Source organism: Sedimentitalea sp., from assembly GCF_039973035.1.
In the GTDB taxonomy this organism is placed as follows: domain Bacteria; phylum Pseudomonadota; class Alphaproteobacteria; order Rhodobacterales; family Rhodobacteraceae; genus Sedimentitalea.
Window position 1 is genome coordinate 1 of sequence record NZ_JBDWLR010000061.1, and the last position, 23,642, is coordinate 23,642.

Here is a 23,642-nt window from a genome sequence, read left to right on the forward strand (position 1 = left end):
CGTGCACTTGAAAAACATCCTTGGCCAAATCCAGGCCTACGGTCTTAACTGTCATTGGGTGGCTCCTTTCCTAGCAGTCGTTAATAACTGCACTTTGGCACATTCGATGACGGTGGAGCAGGAGCCACCCACATCATCCGGTTTGGGCTCAATCCGGTCATATGTAGGCAGAGTATACCGCTAAGTAGGTCACGCCCTTTTATTCCTTGCCGGGTATCAGCAAAGGTTGATGTTTCGAGTGTTTCCAAGCCAGAACGCATCACCTTTGGCTCAGGCCCGCCACCGCAGCAGCCGCGCCTCGATCCGTCCGATGGCCCAACTGGTTACGACGCCAAGTGTCGACAGGACCACCACGCCGGCAAACAGCCGTTCCAGATCATAGAGCGACCCGGCCTGCAGGATATACGCCCCGATGCCGTATTCTGCGCCCAGCATTTCTGCTGCGACCAGCAGTATGATCCCGATGGCGATGGAGACGCGTAAGCCGGACAGGACGCCGGGCAGCGCGCCGGGCAGGACGATCTTGCGTACGATTGACAGCCAACTCAGACCAAAGCTCTGCCCCATCCGCACCAGCGTGCGGTCGACGTTGTCGACCGCGCCATAGGTCGAGACCACCGTTGGGGTGAAGGTGCCAAGGGCGATCAATGCGTACTTGCTGCCTTCGTCGATGCCGAACCAGATCACGAACAGCGGCAAAAGTGCGATTTTCGGGATCGGAAACAGCGCCGCCACCAAGGGGATCAGCCCGGCCCTGACATAGCTGAAAAGCCCGATCAGAACCCCGACGCCGATGCCGGCGGAAATCCCAAGGATCGACCCTACGAGCAATCGGCTGAGTGACGGGCCAAGATGGGTCCAGAGCAATCCCGAGCGGGCCAGATCAATCAGCGTCGCCGCGACATCGCTGGGGCGGGGCAGGGTCAGCGATGTGATCCATCCCGTGCGGGTGCCCCATTCGATAATGGCTAGCAGCAGCACAAACACCACGACGCCGGTGCCCCGTTTTGACACCGGGCGAAATCCGCCTCCGCGAAAGGGAACCGGGCGTGCGGTCTCAGGCATCTAGCAACTCCTGATCGGCGGCCATCGCCTCGTCTTTCATCAACTGCCACAACCGGGCCTGCAACGCCTCAAGGCGCGGATCACCGGCGGTTCGCTCGGCCAAGGGCACATCCACCTCGATGACCTCGCGCACCTGTCCGGGCCGACGCGACAGAACGGCGATCCGATGTCCCAATCGCACGGCTTCGGCCAGGTTGTGAGTGACGTAGACACCTGTGAACGGCTGCCGCTCCCAAAGCGTTACAAGGTCCTCCATCAGCAACTCGCGGGTCTGTGCATCCAGCGCGGACAGCGGCTCGTCCAACAACATCACCGCCGGGTTCACCGCCAGCGCCCGCGCAATCGCGACCCTTTGTTTCATGCCGCCTGAAAGCTGCCGGGGCAGGGCTGTGCGAAAATCGCTGAGCTTGGTGCGGGCCAGAACATCGTTGATGATGGTATCTGCTGCTTGCCCGCGAATGCCGTGATCCTCGAGCACCAGCGAGATGTTTCCGCCCACCGTCCGCCAAGGCAGCAATGCAAAGTCCTGAAACACATAGGTCAGCGGGTTGAGGCATCCATCGGGTGGCGTACCCAACTGGATGACCTGACCCGCATCGGGCCGCTCTAGTCCGCCAATCATGCGCAGCAACGTCGACTTTCCGCATCCTGATGGGCCGATCACGCAGAGGATCTCGCCCGCCGGAATGCGCAGGTTAATGTCCTGCAGCACCGGCACGTCGCCATACCGGTGCGTCAGGTTTTCAATTGTCAGGTCCACGTGCGTTACGTGATTTCGACATATGATGGATCGACCAGCGTTTCGGTGGTGATATTGTCCTTGACCAAGCCTTCGGATTTGAACCAGTCAACCTGATCCGTCACCGACCCCATGTTCAAGGCCGCGTCATTGTTGATCCGCATCGCGCCGTTGATGATCGACGGGGCCGCGGCCTCGTAGGATTTGTCGGCATAAACATATTTGTGGATCAGTTTGACCATCTCGACCTCGGCGGCTTCGCCTTCTGTCTTGTCCACCAGCGCCGCATTGTAGTCGGCCGCGCCCTTGCTGAAGGCACGCAGAAACGCTTCGGTCTTGGCACGTTCGTTGGCAGCATTGTTGGCCGAGGTGAAAACCGTGGTCACCTGATAGTCGGGGATATAGTCAGCAACCATGCCGATGTGTTGCACCACACCAGCCCCGGTCAGCGCCATGCCGATATGTGGCACGATGGCCCAGGCATCGATCTGCCCGGATTTCAGTGCACCGATGATCGCGCCGACTTTTTGCAAGGGCTTGTACGCCACATCCGCATCATAGGCACCGGCGATCTTGGACCCCATGTAGTGGAACGATGAACCGGCCTGGGTTATTCCGAAGCTTTTGCCGTTCAGTTCCGCCGGGGCATTCAGCCCGGCCTCATAGGCAGCATTGCTTGCCAGAATCATTTGCCCGTTGATGCCCGGTTCTTCGCTTAGCGCGCCGCCGATGACTTTGGTCGCGCCCTTTTCCGCGAGCGAGATCAGCCCGCCGGAAATTGCGGTGACGGCATAATCCGCGTCACCCGAGGCAATCGCCACGGCCATCGGCTGTGCGGCCTGAAAGAACTTGAACTCGACGTCCAGTCCCTCGTCGGTGAAGTACCCCCGCTCAAACGCCACAAAGCTGGGTGCATGGCTGGTAAAGCGCAGCGCGCCAACATTGATCTTGGTGTTGGCGAAAGCCGGGCTGCCCAGCATTGGCAGCGTCGCGGCGCCTCCGATCAGGCCAAGTGCGCCTCTGCGTGAAAAATCTGTCATCTCTGTTCTCTCCCTATTGATCGCGGCCTGTTCCGGCCCGTCGAACACTGCCGCTGTTATCGCGTCATGTCGGGCCGAGGGCAATCCGTTGGCTTGGTTTGACGCGACAAACTCACGATCAGTCGAGAGGCAGGGGCTTTTGCAGCAACGCAATCGCGGCCCCGGTCAAGAGCACGCCCGCGGCCACAAGGAGGCTGGTCCCGATACTGGCGGTCCGGTCGCCAAGCCAGCCTGCGGCATACGGGCCAATGGTCTGGGCAACCGCAAAAACCACTGTGAACAGGCTGATTGCTGTTCCCCAGCTGGGCATTGGCAGGTTGTGGCGGATAAAATTGGTCACCGCGCCGGGGGACATGAACACCGACAGACCAAAGACCGTTGCCGATACCAGTAAGCCCACCGGGCCCGGCACCAACACCGGCAAGGCCGAGCCGATAGAGATGCAGGTGAGGATCATCGCAAGCGGAACCCCCGAGGAAAAGCGCGCAAAGACCGTTCGCCAGGCAAAGGGCGAGATGCAAAGGCACAAGCCCAGCATCACCCAGACGGTTGCAATCAGCCCGGCACTGGCCTGCTGTTCCGTCATCCAGGCAGACAGGAATGTCAGGTAGACAAAATAGCCAAGGCCGAACCCACCGTATCCGGCAAAAAGACACAGCATCTTGCGCAGAGGCAGACGCACCGTGGTCTGCGCCGTCTGGCTTGGCGGGCGCAATTGCCGGGCGGCCCAAAGGCCGAGAGGCAGAAACGCAAAGCTCGTCAGCCCGATCAAGAGCCAGCCGCGCGGCCATGCGGTTGGGCCATAAGCGTCCAGCAACAAGGGCAGAACCGCCCCGGATAAGACAATACCAAGCCCGCCGCCAAATCCGAATAACAGCGCAATCGCCAGTGCATTGCGCCGTGTGTCGTTCTGAAACAACTGCGCCGCCAACGCGCCCGAGGACGAGAAAGACATGGCACCAAACAACCCGGCGGCCAGCCGCCACAGGGTCTGCCACCACATCGCCTCGTTCAGGCCGGTCGCCATCAGCGCTATGGCGGTCGTCACCATGCCGAACGCAAACAGGCGCGATGCACTGAGCCGCCCGATCAGCACCATGGTCAGCACCGATCCGATGATATAGCCGAACGCGTTCGCGGTGTTGAGCCACCCCGCCTGCGCATAGGTCCAACCCATCTCAGCCATCATTGCCGGTAGCATCAGCCCATAGGCAAAGCGCGCAAAACTGTTGGTGACGCACATGCCAAGCGCAAGACCCAGCAGCACCAGCCACGGGCGGGCAGGGCCATCACTCATCTGAAACGCTTTTCGGTGGTGTCAGAGCCCCGCATAGACCGCCTGTTCATAGGTCTGATAGGTCTTTTGAAATCTCGGCTCAAGGAATGGCAACGACTGGGTCATGATCACGGCGGCCAAATCCTTGGACGGGTCGATCCAGTAATGGGTGTTACACACACCCGCCCAACTCAATGCACCCGCACTGCGCATGCCGGGAAGGTCGACCTCGTTGCGCACAAAGCCAAAACTGTGCGTCGTGCCCTCGGGCATTTCAACGTCTGCGCTGACCGCCGGTGCGACACTGTGCATTTTTTGCAAGGTCACCCCGTTCATCTGGTCGGCGATCATCTCGTCGAACGCGGCGTCGGACAAGACACGGTTGCCATCAAGCTGCCCCCGGTTCAGCACCATCCGCAGAAACCGCAGATAGTCTGGCGCGGTCGAATACAGCGCGTGTCCCATGCCATAGAATTCGGGGTTCGGTGGCGGGGCGAGGTTAACCGGCCCAAAACCACCATCTTCACCGCGCATCGACACCGAACTCAGCCGGTCGAGCAGCTTGTCAGGCTCAAACGCCGTGTCGGTCATGCCCAGAGGATCAAGGATTTCCTCTTGGCAGAATGCATCGATGCGCCGCCCGTCAACGGCTTCGACAACCTGGCCGAGCCAGTCGATGGATGGCCCATACCCCCAACGGGTGCCGGGATCGGTGGTCAGTGGATACATCAAGGACGATTTCAGCCCCGACAACACCGTCGGATGCCCTGTCAGTTCCATGTATTTCGGCACGTCCGGATTCCAGAACTCGTATTCCATGCCGCTGGTATGCGTCGCGAGATGCCGCAGGGTGGCCTGTGTCTTTGGCGCCCGCAGGATCGGTGTGTCACCATCAAATCCCTCCAGCACCTTGAGATCGTTCCAGGCGGGAAGAACCTCGGCCACTTGGGTTTCCATGCTGATCTTGCCACGATCGATCAGGATCATCGCCGCCAATGATCCAATTGCCTTGGTCATGGAAAAGATGCGAAACGCCGTGTCTTCGGTCGCCTTCAGCCCATCACGAGCGTCTCCTGCCGCGCCGCTGAAGGTGGTGCCATCGGAATTTGCCGTCATCGCAACGACAAAGGGCACGTCTTGCGCGGCGGTGGCGTCGTCCAGAACGGTTTGCAAATTGGTCATGATGTCCTCCCGGGTAATCTCGCGGCCACGCTAACGCCACGCATCGCCGGATGTCCATCGCCGCCTTGCATTTGCGGGGCGGGGCGGCTAGCAGGGCGGGAACAGAAACCGGGGGCCGCAATGGATGATCTGAAAGCCAAATATCTGGGTCAAATCGCAGACGCGCCTGACGAATCCGCGCTGGAAACCATCCGCGTTGCCGCTGTCGGCAAAAAAGGCGAAGTGGCGCTGAAGATGCGCGAACTGGGCAAGATGACGCCCGAGGAACGCCAGACTGCCGGTCCGGCGCTCAACGCGCTCAAGGACGAGATCAATTCAGCGATTTCCGCCAAGAAATCCGGGCTGGCAGATGCCGCTTTGGATGAGCGGCTGCGCACCGAATGGCTCGACGTGACACTGCCATCACGCCCCCGTCGTCAGGGGACGATTCACCCGGTCAGCCAGGTGACCGAAGAACTGACCGCAATTTTTGCCGAGATGGGGTTTTCGGTTGCGGAAGGGCCGCGCATCGACACCGACTGGTACAATTTCGATGCGCTGAACATTCCCGGCCACCACCCCGCGCGGGCCGAGATGGACACGTTTTACATGCACCGTGAAGAGGGCGACAACCGTCCCCCTCATGTGCTGCGCACCCACACCAGCCCGGTGCAGATCCGTACGATGGAAGAGCGCGGCGCGCCGCTGCGCATCATCTGCCCCGGTGGTGTTTACCGCGCCGATTACGACCAGACACACACGCCAATGTTCCATCAGGTCGAGGGCCTCGCCATCGACAAGGATATCAGCATGGCGAACCTGAAATGGGTACTGGAAGAGTTCTTCTCCGCGTTCTTTGAGATCGACGGCATCAAGACCCGGTTCCGGGCATCGCATTTCCCATTTACCGAACCCTCTGCCGAGGTGGATATCCAGTGTTCCTGGGTCGATGGTCAACTGCGGATCGGCGAAGGCGACGGCTGGATGGAAGTGCTGGGCAGCGGCATGGTGCACCCGCATGTGCTGCGCTCTGGTGGGGTTGATCCGGATGTCTGGCAGGGCTTTGCCTTTGGCATGGGCATCGACCGGATCGCCATGCTGAAATACGGCATTCCCGATCTGCGTGCGTTCTTTGATTCCGATCTGCGCTGGCTGCGCCACTATGGGTTCGCGTCACTGGATACGCCCACGCTGCATGGCGGACTCAGCCGTTGAGTGTGGCCTGACGATCCGCACCATCCAGATCTGATTGCGCTTGTTTGCCGCAGGGTATGCAAAGGAACGCCTTTAGAGGTGCCCTGACGCGCACTTGTGACGCCGACTTTGGTCGTGGGGCCGGTACATGCAGTTGGAAATCACCAAATACCTGCGCTAGAACATTATCCAAGGATCAAGAGGAGAGTTCTAGATGATCAAATGCATACTCAGCACGGCTGCGGTGCTTGTGGCTTTGACGGGGTCGGCCTTTGCTGAAGGCGACGCCGACAAAGGCGAGAAAGTATTCAAGAAGTGCAAGGCATGCCACGCTGTCGGTGACGATGCCAAGAACAAGGTCGGTCCGGTGCTGAACGGGATCGTGGGCGCGCCTGCAGGTGCAAACCCCGATTTCAAATATTCCGACGCGCTGTCGGAGATGGCGGCAGAGGGTCTGGTTTGGGATGATGAGTCACTCACCGAGTTCCTGACCAAGCCCAAAAACTTCATCAAGGGCACCAAGATGTCTTTTGCGGGCCTGCGCAAAGAAGCGGATACCGAGAACGTCATCGCCTATCTGAGCACGTTCAACTGATCCTTTTCTCTCGCTTCGTTAGTCGGATCATCCGCGAGGAATAACGGCCGGCGATGCAGTGAAGCCAAAGCGCCCTGTCATGAAAATGGCAGGGCTTTCTTTGTTAAGCAGTGGGTCAGATGTAACGTCATCGGCGCGTTCGCTGTGGGTCGCCGCTCCTGACGGTGTCGGTCAGATGTTCGCCCGCAAGGCGGCCGCGATCATCGAGGGGATGCGTGGATGCGTGCCAATCGGGTCTAACCGAGAACCGCCAAACCCTGCCTGATTCAGTGCTTCGGGGATGTCATCGATGACGTGTCCGCCTTGGGCAGCAAAAAACGGCAGGCATATCGCCTGTGTGGTTTCAATCTGTGCCGCATCTTTCAGGAATGGCGGCTCCTCAATGTATCCTGCGCGGATATCGGCAAATTGCATCCGCCCAGCCAATGCCTCGACGAAACGCTCGGTGTCGCGGGCGGAGTTCCGGCTCTTGCCTGATCCGTGTGAGGCGATGATCAAATGCGTTTTGTTGGCAACCCAGCCTCGCTGTGCCAGTTCCGCCTCCAGATACGCTGTTGCGACATCGGGCAACGCGGGGTCGGTGCCCAATGGCGGCAGAATGTAAGCGTCCTCACGTCCCAGCCGCTTTGGCAGCATCGTGCGGGTGAACCACCCATCGGTCATGAACAACGGGTAGATCAGCGCGTCTGTCCCTGTCTTTTCGACCGCCACTTCAAGCGCGCCGGACTTGGCAAGTGTCGCACTGACGATGGACCAGTCGGGCAATAGGGCCGCGACCCGCGCCGCCAACTCTGCCAGCGTCGCTTCGGCTGGGTCCGGGTCCGACGGCTGGCCGTGGCTGACAATGATCGCGCCGTGTGACATTCGATTGCTGGACATAGGTTCTCTAACGCCGGATTGGGTCAGTCATGGTTTGAATGCTGCGGCCAGATTTCCCGGCAGTTCAAATTCGCGCAAAACCCGCTCGCGCCCCTCAACCGACATCTTTCGCGCAGTTTTGGCGACGATCCGCTGCATCTTTTCCGGGTCCTGCGTTTCGGAGAAGGGCGCGAAATACCACTTCAGAAACACAAAACAGATCACATCCTCAAGCATTTGCACATCCTCGTTGCGCTTGATGCCTTCCTTGCGGATCATGCGGCCAGCGGCCTCTGCGTCGTCTTCCGAATATCCGGCCTGCCGCATGATCCCGCCTACGCGGTCGGCATGATGCCGTGCAAGATCACGTCGCCAGTTCAGGTATCCCTCGCGTCCTTCGGGATAATCCGCGCGTTTCAGGGTCCAACGTTCGATATGTTGCCCGCGCGCCGCGATCTGGAGCGGCTCCGACGCATTTGGAAACAACCGCATCAGTTCTTCGGTCATGCGCTGACCGTAAAGCCGTGCCGCGGGTGCCCCTTCGCTGGTATCGGGGTCGTCTGCATTGGCGGCATCAATGGCGGCGAGGGCGGCGGCGAGATCGGTCATTGGCTCTTCCGTGGGATAATGGATCGCTGTTCGCAAGGGTGCCGCGCATCGCGGCGGCATTCAAGGGGCGATCGGCTAAACCATTTCTTCGGGAACACCGGGAAGCGTATGGCCATACCGTCGTGCAGGGCGCGAAGCATATGGCAAGATGAATCCGGTCCGCTCCTCGGGCTCGACCTTGGCGTTCGCCTGCGCCCTGAGCCGCCACGCTGCAACAGCATTCCTGGGATCGAGACAATCATCGCCTGCACCGGACCCGAGCCATTGGCCGGCACATCGTGCCCATAGTTCGTGAATATGGTCCGGATCAGTCAGGCAAATGCCCGCCTCGGTGTCCCATTTGAGGCTGCGCCCGTTCAGGTTGGCTGATGACACCACCGCGATGTCGTCGTCAAAAATAGAGACCTTGGAATGCACATAGATGATCGGTGACCCGTAAAGCGACGCGCGTCCACCGGACCCGACCTTGCGGGGCTGTGCGGGCGAGCCGATGAAAACCCGGTCGCCAAACGCCTCGGTGACCAGCCGGACAGATTTTGCCTGAAGATATTCCCCGTATTTTGCCACACTGCTTGGATTAGAATCAAAGGCGACCTCTTCGGGGGCCGCCGGTAGTATCAGGATCAGGCCCAATTCCGGATTGTCGCGGGCGCGCCGTGCAAGTTGCCGCGCAAGGCCGGCATCACGAAAATACTGGGTTTCCAGATAGATCAGTCGTTTTGCGTTCGCCGTGCTCTTGGCGTGCGTATCTGCAATCTCGCGCAGAACCGTTTTGGGTGACATGCGGAAAAATGACCAGCGATGCTTGCGCGATATTGTCCTGATCAACCCAGTCAATTCTGGTGGGTGTGCGCCATGCGTGACGGCTTTGAACGTCTGAAGGTGATACAATGCGGCTTTGGCTTCCGGGCCTTGCGTGACGATTTGAACATCGTGCCACGTGTCATCCGCCGCGCGATCATGATCGGGGCCATCGTATCGCCGTTCATTAAGATCCAGCCCGCCGATATAGAGCGTTTTGCCGTCGATCACTGCCAGTTTTTGATGATGAGTTGCCGGGGATAGGTGAGGAACAGGCCAGATCCGCGCGACCAATCGTGCGGCTTTGGCCTTGAGCCTCGTGCGCAGGCGCGGAGCTTCACGCAAATATTGGTCTCGTTGGGGTAGGGTCAGTGTGTTCAGGCGTTCTGCGGTTTGGTTCTGTTCCAGCCAGGCGCGTGGCCACAGGAGCAGCCGAGGGAGCCATCCAATCCGCGCGGGATGCAATACGGCGCGGGCCATGAGCAGATCAGGTCGCCCCGATAGTTCGCCTGCCGCATGCAGTGCGCGGACTGCGGCCCAGGTGTCCCGATGTGCATCAGGGAGGGCGACGGGGTCAAAGTCGCTGATATCGATTTGTATTCGAACACCCTGCCGTAGCAGATGTTCAATCAGATCGACCCAGGTCACTCCGATCTTGCGCGCTCCGGGGTTTCGCAACCGGGTCCAGGGATCAAAAACTCGGAAACACATCGTGATTTCAGACCGTGCCGCAAGGCAAAGCCTTTCAAACTCGGGATAGGCCTCTTCTGCGGTTATCAGGATCTTGAAGCCCTGCGAACTGCTCGTTTCACTCTTGACCGACATTGATGATCGCCCTGTTTCGACGCATGGTTAACGGCTTGGACTCCTGTGCCGGTCCTGAATCCGGCATGAGAGTGCTGCTGATCGACTTGGATGGTATTCGATGCGACGCTAGAAATCCTATGATTTGGACAACCCGCGCAAGCCATGTGAGCGGGATTCCGCTGTCTGGACGGTCTGATCTGCTTTATTCTCAATCGGTAGGTAGCCCGCGTGCACCGCTGGTCGACCGATTAAGCGTTTCGTGCACGGAACAATTGCCGCCGCTGCGGGTTCGTGTTTTGAATGATATCGGAAAAAGGAGATGTTTTATGGCGACGACAACATCCAGCAGGACCCCAAAGGAACCGACGGTTGGCGACCTGACGAAACAGATTGAAACTCTTCAGAAGGATATCGGAGAGCTTACGGGGCTTATGGCCGAGATGGGCAAGCTGCAAGCCGCCCGGCTGAGCGACGAAGCCGAGACGAAGGCGCAGAAGCTCAAGGACAAGGGCGAGGCGACTGCGCATGCCGCCAAGGAGCAAATGGACGACCTGCAAGGGCAGGCCAACGAGTTTATCCGCACGCAACCGGCGGCGGCAGTCGGCATTGCCGCCGGGCTCGGGTTTCTGTTCGGTCTGTTGATGACGCGCCGCTAAGATGCTGACCGATCAGATCAAAAAGGCCGCAGCCCGCGCAGCGCTGCGTACTACTATGCTCGGCGGTGGCGCGGTTTGTGTGCTTGTTGGTGTCGGGTTTCTGACGATGGCCTTGTGGATGCATCTGGCGTTGCTTTTTGGCGCTATCCTTGCATCGCTGATCATCGGCGCGGCCTATCTCGGCGTTGGGTTGATCGCCATCGGGATCAGCGTTGCAAAACCTGCGCATCACCCTGGCCCTGCAACTGAACCCACACGAGATGGGGCACCCTTCGATACAGGCAACGCTCCGCCTCTGATGCAGGCCTTCCTTTATGGCATGCAGGCCGGGATGAAGGCACGCAAATCCTGAGCCTCGGAGGTGCGAGCCCGCGTTCTGCGGATTAATCGAACGTACCGGCGACGCGGCCCAGCAGCATAAAGGCGCGGGCCGTGCGGGTGTCGCTCAACGCCGAAATGTCGGCATCGCTTGCGTCGGTTTCAAACGTAGCAAACATGCGGTCGAACAAACGCAGAAAGTGGTGCGCGGCATCGCGAAAAATCGGGTCCTGTTTCATCCGACCAGCGGTCAGGGCAAGTGATGTTCTGTCATGCACCCCCCCAAGTGCTGCGACTTCCCGACCGCGTGTTCCCTGTGCAAACTGCCGCCAGACATCCGGCCGCGCCATGTCGGGGCGTAGATCATCCATATAGATGCCTTCCTGACTGAGCAGGGTCAAAACATCCTGGCTGGCTTGAATTAGCTGTGCAGCCTGCCGGTCGCGCAGGGCGCGGCGCATCGCGTCAAACCCGGCCTTGTCCTCTGCATTTTCGGGGAAATTCAAAGCCCGGACAAAATACTCCGCGGCAAGCGGAGGGGACAGGGCCTCTGCAGGCGTGCCAAGTTCCAATGCACCTTGATCCGTCGGAGGGGGCGCACTGGCGGGTGACGCGCTCGGCTCCGTCGCAGGTTGACTGCGTTGAACTGAAAGCGCCGCCAGCATAGTTTCTGTTTGTTTGGTCGCCGCCGCAATTTCCTCAAGCCGCTTGGACAGAACTGTATCCTTGGAGGACTGACCCTTTTGGGCCTGCGCGACATAGGCCTGTCTCAGCCCGTCAATCGTCGCGTGAAGCCGCTGGCTTTCTTCCCGCAGGGCACGATTCGACCGGGCAACCGCAATTGCGGCCCAGATCAGGCCAACCGGGAGGAAAATCGTCATCAAGGTAGACAGAATGCCCAATCCAGCGGACCCGCTCTGCTCTTCGGCGGGAACCAGAAAGAAAAACATCAGCGACGCGGCCAGCCACAGCACCGACAGAGCGATGGCGGCGATTTCTAGGCCGGTCATGCCTTCGCTGACGGGTCTGTTATAGCTCCCGAGTGGCCTGGAAGGGGCCGAATCGGGATCGCGAGGGGTCTCGGTCATGGGGCGCTCCGTCAGGAAAAGTCGATGCTCACCACTTCGTAGGAGCGGACACCGCCAGGGGTGCGAACCTCGACGCTGTCGCCTTCTTCCTTACCGATGAGCGCGCGCGCGATCGGGGACTTGATGTTCAGAAGGCCCTTTTCGATGTTGGCTTCGTATTCGCCGACAATCTGCCAGGTTTTCTCTTCTTCGGTGTCCTCGTCCACAAGCGTCACCTTGGCGCCGAACTTGATCGCGCCGGACAGTTTGGCCGGATTGATCACATCGGCAAGGCTGAGCACGCCTTCGAGTTCCTTGACCCGGCCCTCGATAAACGACTGTTTCTCGCGCGCGGAATGATACTCGGCATTCTCCGAAAGATCGCCGTGCTCTCGCGCTTCGGCGATGGCTTTGATAATGGCGGGCCGCTCAACGGATTTGAGCTGTTTCAACTCGGTTTCCAGCGCTGCGTGACCTGCCGGGGTCATCGGAATTTTTTCCATAGGTTTCGATCCGCTCAAAATAAGACGCCCCGCCGTATAAAACGTCGGGACGGTAGATAGGTCAGACTTTACCTGACCCAATCACGCAGCGGATTGCAAGGGGCAGGATGTCGCCCGGCGCGCAGGTTTTGGCTCAAACCACTTCAAACAGGCGCCGCACATCGCGTTTGAGGGTGCAGAGCGCAGCAGGAGAGCCATTCCGACTCTGCGCGAAACTAGTCGTATTGCACCACTTCGTATTCAATATTGTCATGATCGTGGAAATAGAACCGAAGCCCCGGTTCATAGTCGGCATGGTTCTGCGGGGTAAAGCCCGCCTTGGCAACATCACGCTCCATTGCGGCGATATCATCCACCACAACCGCGATATGGTTGAGGCCGCCGACGGTCTGGTAATTGTCGTCCGTCGGTTTCGCGGGAGAGCCGGGTGTGTAGAGCGCCAGATAATGCGTATCCGTGCCCACATGCACGGTGCGTCCGTTGTCCATAGCCGCACCTGACCAGCGCCGATGCCAACCAAAGAGATCGCACATCCACGCGGCAGTTGCATCAGGGTCGCTGACGGTGAGGTTTGTGTGTTCGAGCATTGCAGGCATGTCTTGTCCTTTGTTTTGCGTTGATTTTATCTAACGTAATTTCTAAACCTAACTTGAGGTCAAGATAATTCTGCGAGGGAAAAATGGCTGTATCTCAAGGGCTTTCCATCGGCGCGCTAGCAGATCGGACGGGTTTGGCGGTGTCGGCTATCCGATATTACGAATCGCAGGGTCTGATCGCGCCCTGGCGAAATGACGGCGGACAGCGGCGGTTTCACCGGGCAGACATTCGCCGGCTGAGCTTTGTCATGATCGCGCAGCAATTCGATTTTTCACTGCCGGAAATTCGCGAGTTGCTGGCCGGGCTTCCAGGCAAGCGTACGCCAACGCCAGCGGACTGGACCCGCATCAGCGAGACGTTTCGCAATCGTCTGGATGCGCGCATCGATACCCTGCAGAAACTGCGTGACAATCTGGATGGCTGTATCGGCTGTGGCTGCCTCTCCCTGCCAAAGTGCAAACTCTATAATCCCGATGATCGCGCACGCCAGCGGGGCAGTGGGCCACGTTACCTGATGGGGGATTCACCGGATCAGTTGGGTTGAAGTGAACCAGCAGGTTCGGGTCGGATTGTTCGTCACTGGGGTCACCGGCGATAGTTTGGGATTTCCCCCGCAACCATAGGCCTACATGCTAAGCTATTTTTGCACGACCGGAAAACCGGCGGCTAGAACCGGTTCCTGTCTCAACAGCTGCTTTTGAAGTTTGGGAGGAATTCATGACGAAATTGATAGTAAACGGAGCGTCGCAAGAAATTGACGGTGACGCCAGCATGCCCCTGTTGTGGGCATTGCGCGATACACTCGATCTGCCGGGCACCAAATACGGATGCGGGGCGGGCCTCTGCGGAGCGTGTACCGTGCATGTAGATGGCAAAGCGGTTCGGTCCTGCCAGACCAGCGTCAGCGAGGTCGAGGGCAAATCGGTCACCACGATCGAAGGGCTCGATTCCAACGGAGAGCATCGTGTTCAACAGGCTTGGCGTGAACTGAACGTGCCGCAATGCGGTTTCTGCCAGACCGGCCAGATCATGCAGGCGGCCGCGTTTCTTGAGGAAAATCCGAAGCCAAGCGATGATGAAATCCTGACCGCGATGGCCGGAAACGTGTGTCGCTGTGGCTGTTATCAACGCATCGTGCAAGCCGTACGCCTTGCCAGCACGGGGAGCTGAGTCATGTTGAAGTATCTTGAAGAACTTGATCTGCAACCAGTTGGTCTTGCCGTGCAAAAACTGTCTCGTCGTGCGTTTCTGGGCACCGGTGCGGCCTTTGCATTGGGGGCCTTTGCCACCCGCGGCGAGGCCTTTCCCAAATGGCCGACGGGCGGGGAAAAGATGCCGAACGGGCTGCGCGACGATCCGTTGATCTTTGTCAGCATTGATGCCGATGGCACCGTGACACTGGTCGCGCATCGTTCAGAGATGGGCACCGGCAGCCGGACATCGTTGCCGATGGTCATGGCCGATGAGATGGAGGCCGACTGGTCCCGTGTGCGCATTGTGCAGGCCGAAGGGGACGAACCAAAATACGGCAATCAGGATACCGACGGCTCGCGCAGCATGCGGCACCACATTCAGGCCGCGCGCAAGATTGGTGGATCGGTGCGGCACATGATGCAGGCAGCAGCGGCGCAGCAATGGGGCATAGCGCCCGAGGATGTCGTGGTCGAAAATCACGCAGCACATCATGGCGGTAATACCATTGGCTTTGGCGAACTGGCAGAGGTCGCGATGGCAATGCCGGTGCCGGAACATGATCAGATCGTTTATAAATCTGAAGATCAGTTCCGCTATATGGGCAAGGGTGAGGTGCAGATCACCGATCTGCATGACATTACCACAGGCAAGGCTGTTTACGGGGCCGATGTTACGGTCGATGGAATGCTCTATGCTGTGGCCGCGCGACCGCCGGTGGTCGGGGGCCAGGTCATCTCGTTTGACGCAACAGAGGCGATGGCTGTGCCGGGTGTGGTCGGGGTCTACGAACTGCCCCATTCCATTCCGCCCGCCGGTTTTGCGCCTTTGGGCGGCGTTGCGGTCGTTGCCGAGAACACCTGGGCGGCCATGCAAGCGCGTGATTTGCTGAAAATCGAGTGGGATGACGGCCCTCATGGCACCTATAGTTCCGTGCCATTCATGGAGGAGATGAAGGCCACGGCCCTCGAAAAAGGCGCTGTCCTACGCACACGGGGCGAGCCGGAAACCGCGTTTTCTCAGGCTGCAAAGACATTCGGGCAGACGTATACTCAAGACCACATGGCGCATATCCCGATGGAGCCGCCTGTGGCGCTGGCCTCGGTCACCGAAAATGGCATCGAAATCTGGGCGCCAGTGCAAAGCCCCTATACCACGCGCACGGACGTCGCGAAGGCGCTGGAGGTCGATTCGGCCAATGTGCGGGTCAATGTCACCCTGCTCGGCGGTGGGTTTGGGCGCAAATCCAAGGCGGATTTTGTGACCGAAGCAGCGTTGTTGAGCCAGGAAGTTGGCGCACCGGTCCGGATGCAATGGACCCGCGAAGATGACATCCGACACTGCTTTTATCACACCACGTCGGCGGAGCGGATCGAGGTTGCGCTGGATGAAGCCAACAAGGTGACCGGATGGCGACACAACTCGGTCGCACCGTCGATCCTGTCAACCTTTGCACCGGATAGCGGTCATCAGTTCCTGATCGAAGGCGGGATGGGGCATCTGGACATGCCGTTTGATATTGCCAATGTCAGCATCGAAAACGGCGAGGCCTTTGCACATACTCGCATCGGCTGGTTCCGGTCAGTCTCAAACATTCCCCGGGCCTGGGCGATTGGCTCTTTCGTCGGTGATCTCGCTGCCGAACTGGGCAAGGATCAGCGCGATATGTGGCTGGAACTGATCGGAGCACCGCGCACGGTTGATATCGCCGCCGAAGGCTTTCCCGAAGCCTTCTGGAATTACGGAGAGTCGAACGCCGAATTTCCCATCGAAACCGGACGCTTGGCGAACGTGTTGAATGTGGCGGCGGATGGAATTGGCTATGGCAAGGCACTGCCGGATGGCGAAGCGATCGGGTTGGCCGTTCATCGCAGTTTTGTCTCCTACGTGGCTTGTGCCGCGCATGTCAGGGTGCAGGATGGCGAGATCAGCATTCCAGAGATGCATCTGGCAATCGATTGTGGCTATGCCGCAAATCCCGAACGGATCCGGAGCCAGATGGAAGGGGCTTCGGTGATGGGAATGACCGTGGCGTTGAATTCCTCGATTACCTTTGACAGGGGCGCCGTGGTGCAAAGCAACTATCATGACTACGATGTTGTTCGGGCTGATAATTTCCCCGGATCAGTGGTGACGCACATCATTGAACATCCGTTCAGCGTACACGCGACCGGTGTCGGAGAACCGGGCGTTCCGCCGGTCGCTCCGGCCATCGCCAACGGCCTGTTCCTGGCAACGGGCCAACGCAAGCGCGGCTTACCGATGGGCACCAGCGTCTGACGAAAAATTGTGCGGGGGGTTATTGAAACCGTCCGCACAGGCTTTGACAGGGTTCTAAATCGTATGCAGTGATCTGACGTGGTGTTGCGATTGACGCAATGCCCTGCCAAAAGGTATCAGCCGCGAAACAATGTTGCGCCCGGACCGGGCCACACTCACCGCAAGCCAAGGAGCGCCCGCATATGGCCGAGATTGAACGCGAAGCGATGGAATACGATGTTGTGATCGTCGGAGCCGGACCTGCAGGGCTGTCTGCCGCGATCCGATTGAAGCAGTTGGATGCGGATATCAACGTCGTTGTGCTTGAAAAAGGCAGCGAAGTCGGTGCGCACATCCTGTCGGGCGCGGTGCTGGATCCCTGCGGTCTGGATGCGTTGATCCCCGACTGGAAAGAAAAGGGCGCACCTCTGAACGTGCCCGTGCGAGAAGACAATTTCTATATGTTGGGTGAGGCGGGCAAGCTGCGGGTGCCGAACTGGCCGATGCCACCCCTGATGAACAATCACGGCAATTACATCGTCAGCATGGGCAATGTCTGTCGCTGGATGGCAGAGCAGGCCGAAGAACTGGGTGTCGAGATTTTTCCGGGCATGGCCTGCTCGGAACTGGTGTTTGACGACAAGGGTGGCGTCAAGGGCGTGGTCGCGGGCGAGTTTGGCAAAGAGGCCGACGGCAGCCACGGCGCCAATTATGAGCCCGGCATGGAACTGCACGGCAAATATGTCTTCCTGTCCGAAGGCGTACGCGGATCGCTGTCCAAGGAAGTGATCGCCAAATATGACCTCAGCCAAGGTCACGAGCCGCAGAAATTCGGCCTGGGCATGAAGGAAATCTGGGAGATCGACCCGGCCAAGCACAAGGAAGGCACCGTGACCCACACAATGGGCTGGCCTCTGGGTGGCAATGCCGGCGGTGGGTCTTTCATTTATCACCTTGAAAACAATCAGGTCTATGTGGGATTTGTGGTGCACTTAAACTACAAGAACCCACATCTCTTCCCATACATGGAATTCCAGCGGTTCAAGCATCATCCGATGGTGGCCGACCTTCTGAAGGGCGGCAAGCGCGTCGCCTATGGCGCGCGGGCCATTTCCGAAGGTGGATATCAGTCGATGCCTAAAATGGTCGCGCCGGGCGTGGCGCTGCTTGGCTGTTCGGTCGGCATGGTCAACGTGCCGCGCATCAAGGGCAACCACAACGCTATGCTATCCGGCAAGGCGGCAGCAGAGGCCGCCCATGCCGCAATTGCGGCAGGCCGCAGCGCGGATGAGTTGAGCGACTATGAGGCTGAGGTGCGCGACGGTGCTATCGGCAAGGACCTCAAGAAAGTGCGCAACGTCAAACCGTTCTGGTCAAAATGGGGCCTCGTGCCGTCGCTCGTGCTGGGCGGATTTGACATGTGGACCAACACGATGGGCTTTTCGTTGTTTGGCACGCAGAAGCACGGCAAGACCGACGCCGCTGCGACCGAACCTGCAAGCAAGCACAAGCCGATCGATTATCCCAAACCCGATGGCACGCTGTCGTTCGATCGCCTGACCAACGTCGCGTTTTCCTTTACCAATCACGAGGAAAGCCAACCCGCGCATTTGCAGCTGAGCGACCCTGCGGTGCCAGTGAAGGTCAATCTGCCGGAATATGCCGGGCCAGCCGCGCGGTATTGTCCGGCGGGTGTCTATGAATTTGTCAGCGAAGAGGGCAAGGACACGCGCTTTGTCATCAACTTCCAGAACTGCGTGCATTGCAAGACTTGTGACATCAAGGATCCCAGCCAGAACATCACCTGGGTGACACCGCAGGGCGGGGACGGGCCGAATTATCCCAACATGTAGCGGCGGGAGCCGAAACAATCGGCAATATGGCGCGTGTTTCGCGCGGTAAACGTACCAATTTGACGAACAATGGCGTGAAAGGCCCGCTTGCGCCATTGCCTCGCCCCCCCACCAGCCCTAATTTGTCGGGCAGGTAACCGACGAGGCAGGTCTCTTGAAACATACTCTTTTACGCGGTGTGGCCCTTGCGGCGACCCTGCTTGCGATCAGCGCCCCCTTGAGCGTGCAGGCGGACTCGTCGGCGGGGGCATACTTGGCCGGGCGTCATGCACTTATATCAAGTGATTTTGACAAGGCGGCGGCGTATTACACCCGCGCCTTGGCACGCGACCGTCAGAATCCCAATCTGATGGAGCAGGTGGTTCTTTCACAACTGGCTCTTGGGCGGATCGACAAGGCCTTGCCGGTCGCCAAACATATGGAAGAACTTGGGCTGCGCAGCCAGGTTGCGCATCTCGTGGTCATCGTCGACCTCATCGCCAATGCCGAGTATGATGAGCTTCTGGCGCGCGATCCGGAAACACTTGGCAGTGGTCCGTTGGTTGATGGTCTGGTCGGAGGCTGGGCGCATATGGGGGCCGGTTCGGTGGCCAAGGCGCTGGAACAGTTCGACGTTGTCTCCAACGAAAAAGGTCTGCGCGGCTTTGCGCTCTATCACAAGGCGCTGGCGCTGGCATCCGTGGGCGATTTCGAAGGTGCCGAGGCGATTTTTGCAGACGAAAGCGCCGGCCTTTCGATCCTATCACGCGGCGCCGCGATAGCGCGGGCACAAATCCTGTCGCAATTGGAGCGCAACGAGGATGCCAGCGCTTTCCTCGAAAATGCCTTTGGCACATCACTGGATCCGGGATTGCAGGATGTGGCCGACAGGCTCGCCGCGGGTGAGCAGTTGCCGTTCACGCAGGTAACATCGGTTCAGGATGGAATGGCCGAGGTGTTTTTCTCGATCGGGCAGGCCCTGAACGGCGAAGCGTCCGACGATTACGTGTTGGTCTATGCACGTGCGGCGGCCTATCTGCGCCCCGAGCACGTCGATTCGCTGTTGCTCAGCGCGCAGTTGCTGGATGTGCTTGGCCAATATGATCTGGCGGTGGCCACCTACAAACAGATTCCGGTGGTCAGCCCAGACTATCACGCTGCTGAAATGGGGCGGGCCGAGGCGTTACGGCGTGCGGCAAAGCCGGATGCGGCGATCGAGGTTCTTGAACGTCTGGCGACAGATCATCCGACGCTGGCGCCAGTCTATTCCGCATTGGGCGACTTGCAGCGGCAGCAAGAACAATATGCCGAAGCGATCAAGGCCTATAACAGCGCGCTGGAACATTCTGATGAAGGTGCGCCGGCGCGTTGGTTCCTCTACTATGCACGGGGTATCAGTCACGAGCGGTTGAAACATTGGGAAAATGCCGAGGCTGATTTCAGAAGCGCGCTGGAGATCAACCCGGAGCAACCTCAGGTTCTGAACTATCTTGGCTATTCGCTTGTTGAACGCAAATCCAACCTGGACGAAGCGCTTGGAATGATAGAACAGGCCGTCGCCGCGCGACCGGACAGCGGGTATATTGTCGACAGCCTCGGCTGGGTATTGTTCCGACTCGGCCGCTATGAAGAGGCGGTCGGACCTATGGAAACGGCCGTGGAACTGATGCCGGTTGACGCGGTGGTGAATGACCATCTGGGCGATGTCTATTGGGCGGTCGGGCGTTTCAGAGAAGCCGAATTCCAGTGGAAGCGCGCGATCTCCTTTATCGACCCCGAAGACACCGACAGCGAGGCCGATCCGGAGCGCATTCGCCGCAAGCTTGAAATCGGATTGGACGAGGTTCTTGTCGAGGAAGGATCTGACCCGCTGAAGGTCGTCAATGACGAAGGCTGAGGCATTCGCCCCGGCCAAGATCAACCTGACACTTCACGTCACCGGACAGCGGCAAGATGGCTATCACCTGCTGGATTCGCTGGTGGTGTTTGCCGATGTTGGCGACAAGGTTTCGGCGCACAAAGCGGATGGTTTGTCTCTGTGCATCTCGGGTCCCAAGGCTTCAGGGCTGGCGGTTGGCGCGGACAATCTGGTTCTGCGCGCGGCGCGGTTGGCCGGGGTAACGAATGCCGCGATAACGCTCGACAAACATCTCCCCACCGCTGCCGGAATTGGCGGTGGATCAGCGGACGCCGCCGCGACCCTGCGGGCACTCTGCATCAGTCACGGTGTCAGCATACCGGCTCCCGACGAGATACTGGAGTTGGGCGCGGATGTTCCGATCTGTCTGGCGTCGACAAGTCTGCGCATGAGCGGCATCGGAGATCGGATTGACCCCGCTCCGACTCTCCCGTCGCTGCCCGCGATTCTGATCAATCCCGGTGTGCCCGTTCATACCCCGGATGTGTTTCGGGCGCTGGAGGCAAAGAATGGCGCCCCGATGCCGGATATTCCTGCGTTTTCCAACGTCGCAGACTGTGCCAAATGGCTGCGGGATCAGCGCAATGATCTGGAAGGCCCCGCATTGCACCTCTGCCCGCCAATCGCGGACTGTCTTGCGGCGCTACGCGAGCAAAACGCGCTGTTCGCACGGATGAGCGGATCAGGCGCGAGTTGTTTCGGCCTGTTTGCGACGCTGGAGGCGGCCAAGGCCGGATGCGCCGCATTGCGTCGTGCGCATCCGTCGTGGTGGATACAGGCCGTCACACTGGGGTGCGATGTTTCTGTTTTTCAAAGCAGCCGCGACACCACATAGTCAGAAAGATCATCCAGCATCTGCCGGATCGGATGGTCAGGCAGTCGCGTCAACGCAGCGCGCGCCTTGTCCGCCCATGCCACCGCATCTGTGCGGGTTTCTTCCAGCGTATTGTACTTGGCCATCAACGACAGGGCCGTGTCGAGATCGTCGTCTGACTGTTGGCCTTTTTCTATAGTGCGCACCCAAAAGGCGCGCTCTTCTGCCGTGGCACGCGCCACGGCCTTGATTACCGGCAGGGTCAGCTTGCGCTCGCGGAAATCGTCCCCGACGTTCTTGCCAGTCGCCGCACTGTCCCCCTGATAATCCAGCAGGTCATCTGCGATCTGAAAAGCAATCCCCAAGGCATCACCATAGTCGTATAGCGCCTGAATCTGTTCTGCTGTGGCCCCTGCAATAACGCCGCCCACCTCTGTAGCCGCTGAGAACAACGCCGCAGTTTTGCCGCGTACGACCTTGAGGTAAATCTCTTCATTGGTTGCAAGGTTCTGTGCAGCGGTCAGCTGCAGCACTTCGCCCTCGGCAATCGTGGCTGCCGCGTTGGCGAGGATATCAAGTACCCGCAGCGAACCGGTCTCGACCATCAACTGAAAGCTGCGCGAAAACAGGTAATCGCCAACCAGCACACTGGATTTGTTATCCCAAAGCAGGTTCGCTGTGGGCCGTCCACGCCGCTGGCCGCTTTCGTCGACCACATCATCATGCAGCAGAGTTGCGGTGTGGATGAATTCGACCGTGGCGGCGAGATGGATATGATAGGGGCCGTCATAGCCGCACATGCGCGCCGCAGCCAGGGTCAGCATGGGGCGCAACCGCTTGCCTCCGGCCTCGACCAGATGGGCGGTGACCTCGGGGATACGCGGGGCGTGTTCCGAGGCCATGCGGACGCGGATCAACTCGTTCACGGCGGAGAGATCCTCCGCAAGAGTTGCCGCCAGACGTTCATGTGGTTTGGTCGCGGTGTTGATGTTCATCACACTCCTGCGTCAAGGCTCGACATTCATCGTTCCCTGGCCTTACATCCTGCATCATGAAGGAACTTTTGCGCAGCACCGACCCGACCGTCATGGCCTTTGCGTCCGCCCTTCTTCAGGGCGAGGATATAGACTGCTTTCAGATGGACGTAAATATGAGCATCCTCGAAGGAGGCATCGGAATCTTTCCGCGCAGGATGATGGTGCGCAGCGAAGATTATGATCGTGCGGCACGGGTCATGCGCGACAACGATGTCCCGATGGACCAATGAGCACCGAGGCGGTGGACGATCTGACGCGGGATGCGTTTCTGGGCGGGCGGCTGCACCTGTTTCAGCCACGCAACGGGTATCGTGCAGGGGTTGATCCTGTGGTGCTGGCGGCCTCCGTCAATGCCAGCCCCGGTCAGGCAGTGCTTGATTTAGGGTGTGGGGCAGGGGCGGCAGCCTTGTGCTTGGCCGCACGGGTGCAGGGGCTCGACCTCTGGGGCTTGGAATTGCAGCCGCTCTATGCCGATCTCGCGCGGCGAAACGGCATGGAGAACGGTGTCTCATTCAATGTCGTGCAAGCGGACCTGAACGTCCTGCCCGAACCGGTACGCAGCGCACGGTATCACCATGTCATTGCGAATCCGCCGTATTACCGTCCCGGTGCGCATAGTGTTGCGCAGGATCCCGGACGTGGCGTCGCCCTGAGCGAATCTGAAACTCCGCTTGGGGACTGGTTGGCCGTCGCGGCGCGGCGGCTTGCCCCCAAGGGATACCTTCACATGATCCAACGCATGGATCGGCTGCCCGACATGCTGGCCGGATGCGTGGGCAGGTTGGGTTCTGTCGAAGTGCTGCCGCTGAGTGGTCGCACGGGCAGGGCGCCCGGCATAGCGATTCTGCGCGCGCGCAAGGATGGGCGTGCACCGTTTCGCCTGCATGCCCCTGTGTTGATGCACGAAGGGATGCGGCACGACCGTGACGCGGACAGCTATTCTCCCGCAATCGCTGCTGTCTTGCGCGAAGGACAGGCGCTGGCTTGGCCAACGGACTGACTAATAGACGAGCGGGAACGGCGGAGTTCAGCGAACTGTTACATTTTGTTGATCATGCGGCGTGACAGACAGAAAAGAATATGCTCAACTCCATATGCAACTTGTTCAGAGGAGGACTGCCATGAGCTTGAGCTCGCACGTGATCGAACTGAAAAAGAAGCACCAGCACCTGAGTACCGAAGTCGAAGAAGCGCAGCGTGCACCGGGTGTTGACGGGCTTCATCTGGCGGAACTGAAAAAACAAAAATTGAAACTAAAAGAAGAGATCGAGCGTCTATCGAGTTAGATACTCAATCTCGTTAGCC

Annotated in this window: 25 protein-coding genes; 13 read left to right on the forward strand and 12 right to left on the reverse strand. The window is 59.2% G+C overall.

Annotated elements, in window-relative coordinates; all coding sequences use genetic code 11:
- Positions 1–270: 270 nt before the first annotated feature.
- The 5 genes from ABJO75_RS15970 to ABJO75_RS15990 form a co-directional block, all read right to left on the reverse strand.
- Positions 271–1,065 carry an ABC transporter permease gene (locus ABJO75_RS15970; RefSeq protein ID WP_348126704.1) on the reverse strand — a complete coding sequence of 265 codons (795 nt, stop codon included), beginning with the start codon at positions 1,063–1,065 and terminating at the stop codon, positions 271–273.
- Positions 1,058–1,825, reverse strand: a complete 768-nt coding sequence (locus ABJO75_RS15975) for an ABC transporter ATP-binding protein (protein WP_348126702.1) — start codon at positions 1,823–1,825, stop codon at positions 1,058–1,060. Before ABJO75_RS15975 ends, ABJO75_RS15970 begins: the two co-directional genes overlap by 8 nt.
- A 5-nt stretch (positions 1,826–1,830) precedes the next feature.
- Positions 1,831–2,844, reverse strand: coding sequence for an ABC transporter substrate-binding protein (locus ABJO75_RS15980; protein WP_348126700.1), 1,014 nt, complete (start codon positions 2,842–2,844; stop codon positions 1,831–1,833).
- A gap of 118 nt (positions 2,845–2,962) precedes the next feature.
- Positions 2,963–4,141, reverse strand: a complete 1,179-nt coding sequence (locus ABJO75_RS15985) for a YbfB/YjiJ family MFS transporter (protein WP_348126698.1) — start codon at positions 4,139–4,141, stop codon at positions 2,963–2,965.
- A 21-nt stretch (positions 4,142–4,162) separates the two neighbouring features.
- A complete protein-coding gene (locus ABJO75_RS15990; RefSeq protein ID WP_348126696.1) occupies positions 4,163–5,302 on the reverse strand; it encodes a serine hydrolase domain-containing protein in 1,140 nt (379 codons plus the stop codon).
- A 120-nt stretch (positions 5,303–5,422) separates the two neighbouring features.
- Here ABJO75_RS15990 and pheS point away from each other — a divergent pair, with 120 nt between their 5' ends.
- The gene (gene pheS / locus ABJO75_RS15995) at positions 5,423–6,496 is read left to right on the forward strand and encodes a phenylalanine--tRNA ligase subunit alpha (protein ID WP_348126694.1); all 1,074 of its coding nucleotides are present in this window, start codon (positions 5,423–5,425) and stop codon (positions 6,494–6,496) included.
- A 193-nt stretch (positions 6,497–6,689) separates the two neighbouring features.
- Positions 6,690–7,070: a cytochrome c family protein gene (locus tag ABJO75_RS16000; RefSeq protein WP_348126692.1), complete on the forward strand. Its 381-nt coding sequence runs from the start codon at positions 6,690–6,692 to the stop codon at positions 7,068–7,070.
- Positions 7,071–7,241: 171 nt separating this feature from the next.
- On the opposite strand, the gene ABJO75_RS16005 is transcribed toward ABJO75_RS16000, so the two are convergent.
- The 3 genes from ABJO75_RS16005 to ABJO75_RS16015 all read right to left on the reverse strand — a co-directional run bounded on the left by ABJO75_RS16005 (position 7,242) and on the right by ABJO75_RS16015 (position 10,163).
- Positions 7,242–7,949: a CbiX/SirB N-terminal domain-containing protein gene (locus ABJO75_RS16005; RefSeq protein ID WP_348126690.1), complete on the reverse strand. Its 708-nt coding sequence runs from the start codon at positions 7,947–7,949 to the stop codon at positions 7,242–7,244.
- A gap of 27 nt (positions 7,950–7,976) precedes the next feature.
- Positions 7,977–8,537 (reverse strand): DUF4202 domain-containing protein, encoded by a 561-nt coding sequence (locus tag ABJO75_RS16010; protein WP_348126688.1) that lies wholly within the window; start codon positions 8,535–8,537, stop codon positions 7,977–7,979.
- Positions 8,538–8,612: 75 nt separating this feature from the next.
- Positions 8,613–10,163: a phospholipase D-like domain-containing protein gene (locus tag ABJO75_RS16015; RefSeq protein WP_348126686.1), complete on the reverse strand. Its 1,551-nt coding sequence runs from the start codon at positions 10,161–10,163 to the stop codon at positions 8,613–8,615.
- Between the two features lie 308 nt (positions 10,164–10,471).
- Here ABJO75_RS16015 and ABJO75_RS16020 point away from each other — a divergent pair, with 308 nt between their 5' ends.
- Entirely contained in the window at positions 10,472–10,801 is a 330-nt protein-coding gene (locus ABJO75_RS16020) for a DUF883 domain-containing protein (protein WP_348126684.1), read from the forward strand.
- Between the two features lies 1 nt (position 10,802).
- Entirely contained in the window at positions 10,803–11,153 is a 351-nt protein-coding gene (locus ABJO75_RS16025; RefSeq protein ID WP_348126683.1) for a phage holin family protein, read from the forward strand.
- A gap of 31 nt (positions 11,154–11,184) precedes the next feature.
- Here ABJO75_RS16025 and ABJO75_RS16030 read toward each other — a convergent pair whose 3' ends face one another.
- The 3 genes from ABJO75_RS16030 to ABJO75_RS16040 all read right to left on the reverse strand — a co-directional run bounded on the left by ABJO75_RS16030 (position 11,185) and on the right by ABJO75_RS16040 (position 13,285).
- Positions 11,185–12,207 (reverse strand): hypothetical protein, encoded by a 1,023-nt coding sequence (locus tag ABJO75_RS16030; protein WP_348126682.1) that lies wholly within the window; start codon positions 12,205–12,207, stop codon positions 11,185–11,187.
- A gap of 11 nt (positions 12,208–12,218) precedes the next feature.
- Positions 12,219–12,689, reverse strand: a complete 471-nt coding sequence (gene greA / locus ABJO75_RS16035; RefSeq protein ID WP_348126680.1) for a transcription elongation factor GreA — start codon at positions 12,687–12,689, stop codon at positions 12,219–12,221.
- Positions 12,690–12,904: 215 nt separating this feature from the next.
- Positions 12,905–13,285, reverse strand: a complete 381-nt coding sequence (locus ABJO75_RS16040) for a VOC family protein (protein WP_348126678.1) — start codon at positions 13,283–13,285, stop codon at positions 12,905–12,907.
- Positions 13,286–13,368: 83 nt separating this feature from the next.
- Here ABJO75_RS16040 and soxR point away from each other — a divergent pair, with 83 nt between their 5' ends.
- The 6 genes from soxR to ABJO75_RS16070 all read left to right on the forward strand — a co-directional run bounded on the left by soxR (position 13,369) and on the right by ABJO75_RS16070 (position 21,321).
- The gene (soxR, locus tag ABJO75_RS16045; RefSeq protein ID WP_348126676.1) at positions 13,369–13,830 is read left to right on the forward strand and encodes a redox-sensitive transcriptional activator SoxR; all 462 of its coding nucleotides are present in this window, start codon (positions 13,369–13,371) and stop codon (positions 13,828–13,830) included.
- Positions 13,831–14,003: 173 nt separating this feature from the next.
- A complete protein-coding gene (locus ABJO75_RS16050; RefSeq protein ID WP_348126675.1) occupies positions 14,004–14,456 on the forward strand; it encodes a (2Fe-2S)-binding protein in 453 nt (150 codons plus the stop codon).
- Between the two features lie 3 nt (positions 14,457–14,459).
- The gene (locus ABJO75_RS16055; protein WP_348126673.1) at positions 14,460–16,757 is read left to right on the forward strand and encodes a molybdopterin cofactor-binding domain-containing protein; all 2,298 of its coding nucleotides are present in this window, start codon (positions 14,460–14,462) and stop codon (positions 16,755–16,757) included.
- A 182-nt stretch (positions 16,758–16,939) separates the two neighbouring features.
- The gene (locus tag ABJO75_RS16060; protein ID WP_348126671.1) at positions 16,940–18,589 is read left to right on the forward strand and encodes an electron transfer flavoprotein-ubiquinone oxidoreductase; all 1,650 of its coding nucleotides are present in this window, start codon (positions 16,940–16,942) and stop codon (positions 18,587–18,589) included.
- A gap of 154 nt (positions 18,590–18,743) precedes the next feature.
- A complete protein-coding gene (locus ABJO75_RS16065; RefSeq protein WP_348126669.1) occupies positions 18,744–20,465 on the forward strand; it encodes a tetratricopeptide repeat protein in 1,722 nt (573 codons plus the stop codon).
- Positions 20,452–21,321, forward strand: coding sequence for a 4-(cytidine 5'-diphospho)-2-C-methyl-D-erythritol kinase (locus ABJO75_RS16070; protein ID WP_348126667.1), 870 nt, complete (start codon positions 20,452–20,454; stop codon positions 21,319–21,321). Before ABJO75_RS16065 ends, ABJO75_RS16070 begins: the two co-directional genes overlap by 14 nt.
- Here the strand turns inward: ABJO75_RS16070 and ABJO75_RS16075 are convergent.
- On the reverse strand, positions 21,297–22,295 hold the full coding sequence (locus ABJO75_RS16075) for a polyprenyl synthetase family protein (protein WP_348126666.1): 999 nt from the start codon (positions 22,293–22,295) through the stop codon (positions 21,297–21,299). The genes ABJO75_RS16070 and ABJO75_RS16075 overlap by 25 nt on opposite strands.
- 56 nt (positions 22,296–22,351) lie before the next feature.
- Here ABJO75_RS16075 and ABJO75_RS16080 point away from each other — a divergent pair, with 56 nt between their 5' ends.
- From ABJO75_RS16080 to ABJO75_RS16090, 3 genes are all read left to right on the forward strand, one after another.
- Complete coding sequence (locus tag ABJO75_RS16080) at positions 22,352–22,567, forward strand: DUF2007 domain-containing protein (protein WP_348126664.1); 216 nt, start codon at positions 22,352–22,354, stop codon at positions 22,565–22,567.
- Positions 22,564–23,337, forward strand: coding sequence for a methyltransferase (locus ABJO75_RS16085; protein ID WP_348126662.1), 774 nt, complete (start codon positions 22,564–22,566; stop codon positions 23,335–23,337). Before ABJO75_RS16080 ends, ABJO75_RS16085 begins: the two co-directional genes overlap by 4 nt.
- 121 nt (positions 23,338–23,458) lie before the next feature.
- On the forward strand, positions 23,459–23,623 hold the full coding sequence (locus ABJO75_RS16090; RefSeq protein ID WP_348126661.1) for a DUF465 domain-containing protein: 165 nt from the start codon (positions 23,459–23,461) through the stop codon (positions 23,621–23,623).
- The last annotated feature ends 19 nt before the right edge of the window (positions 23,624–23,642 follow it).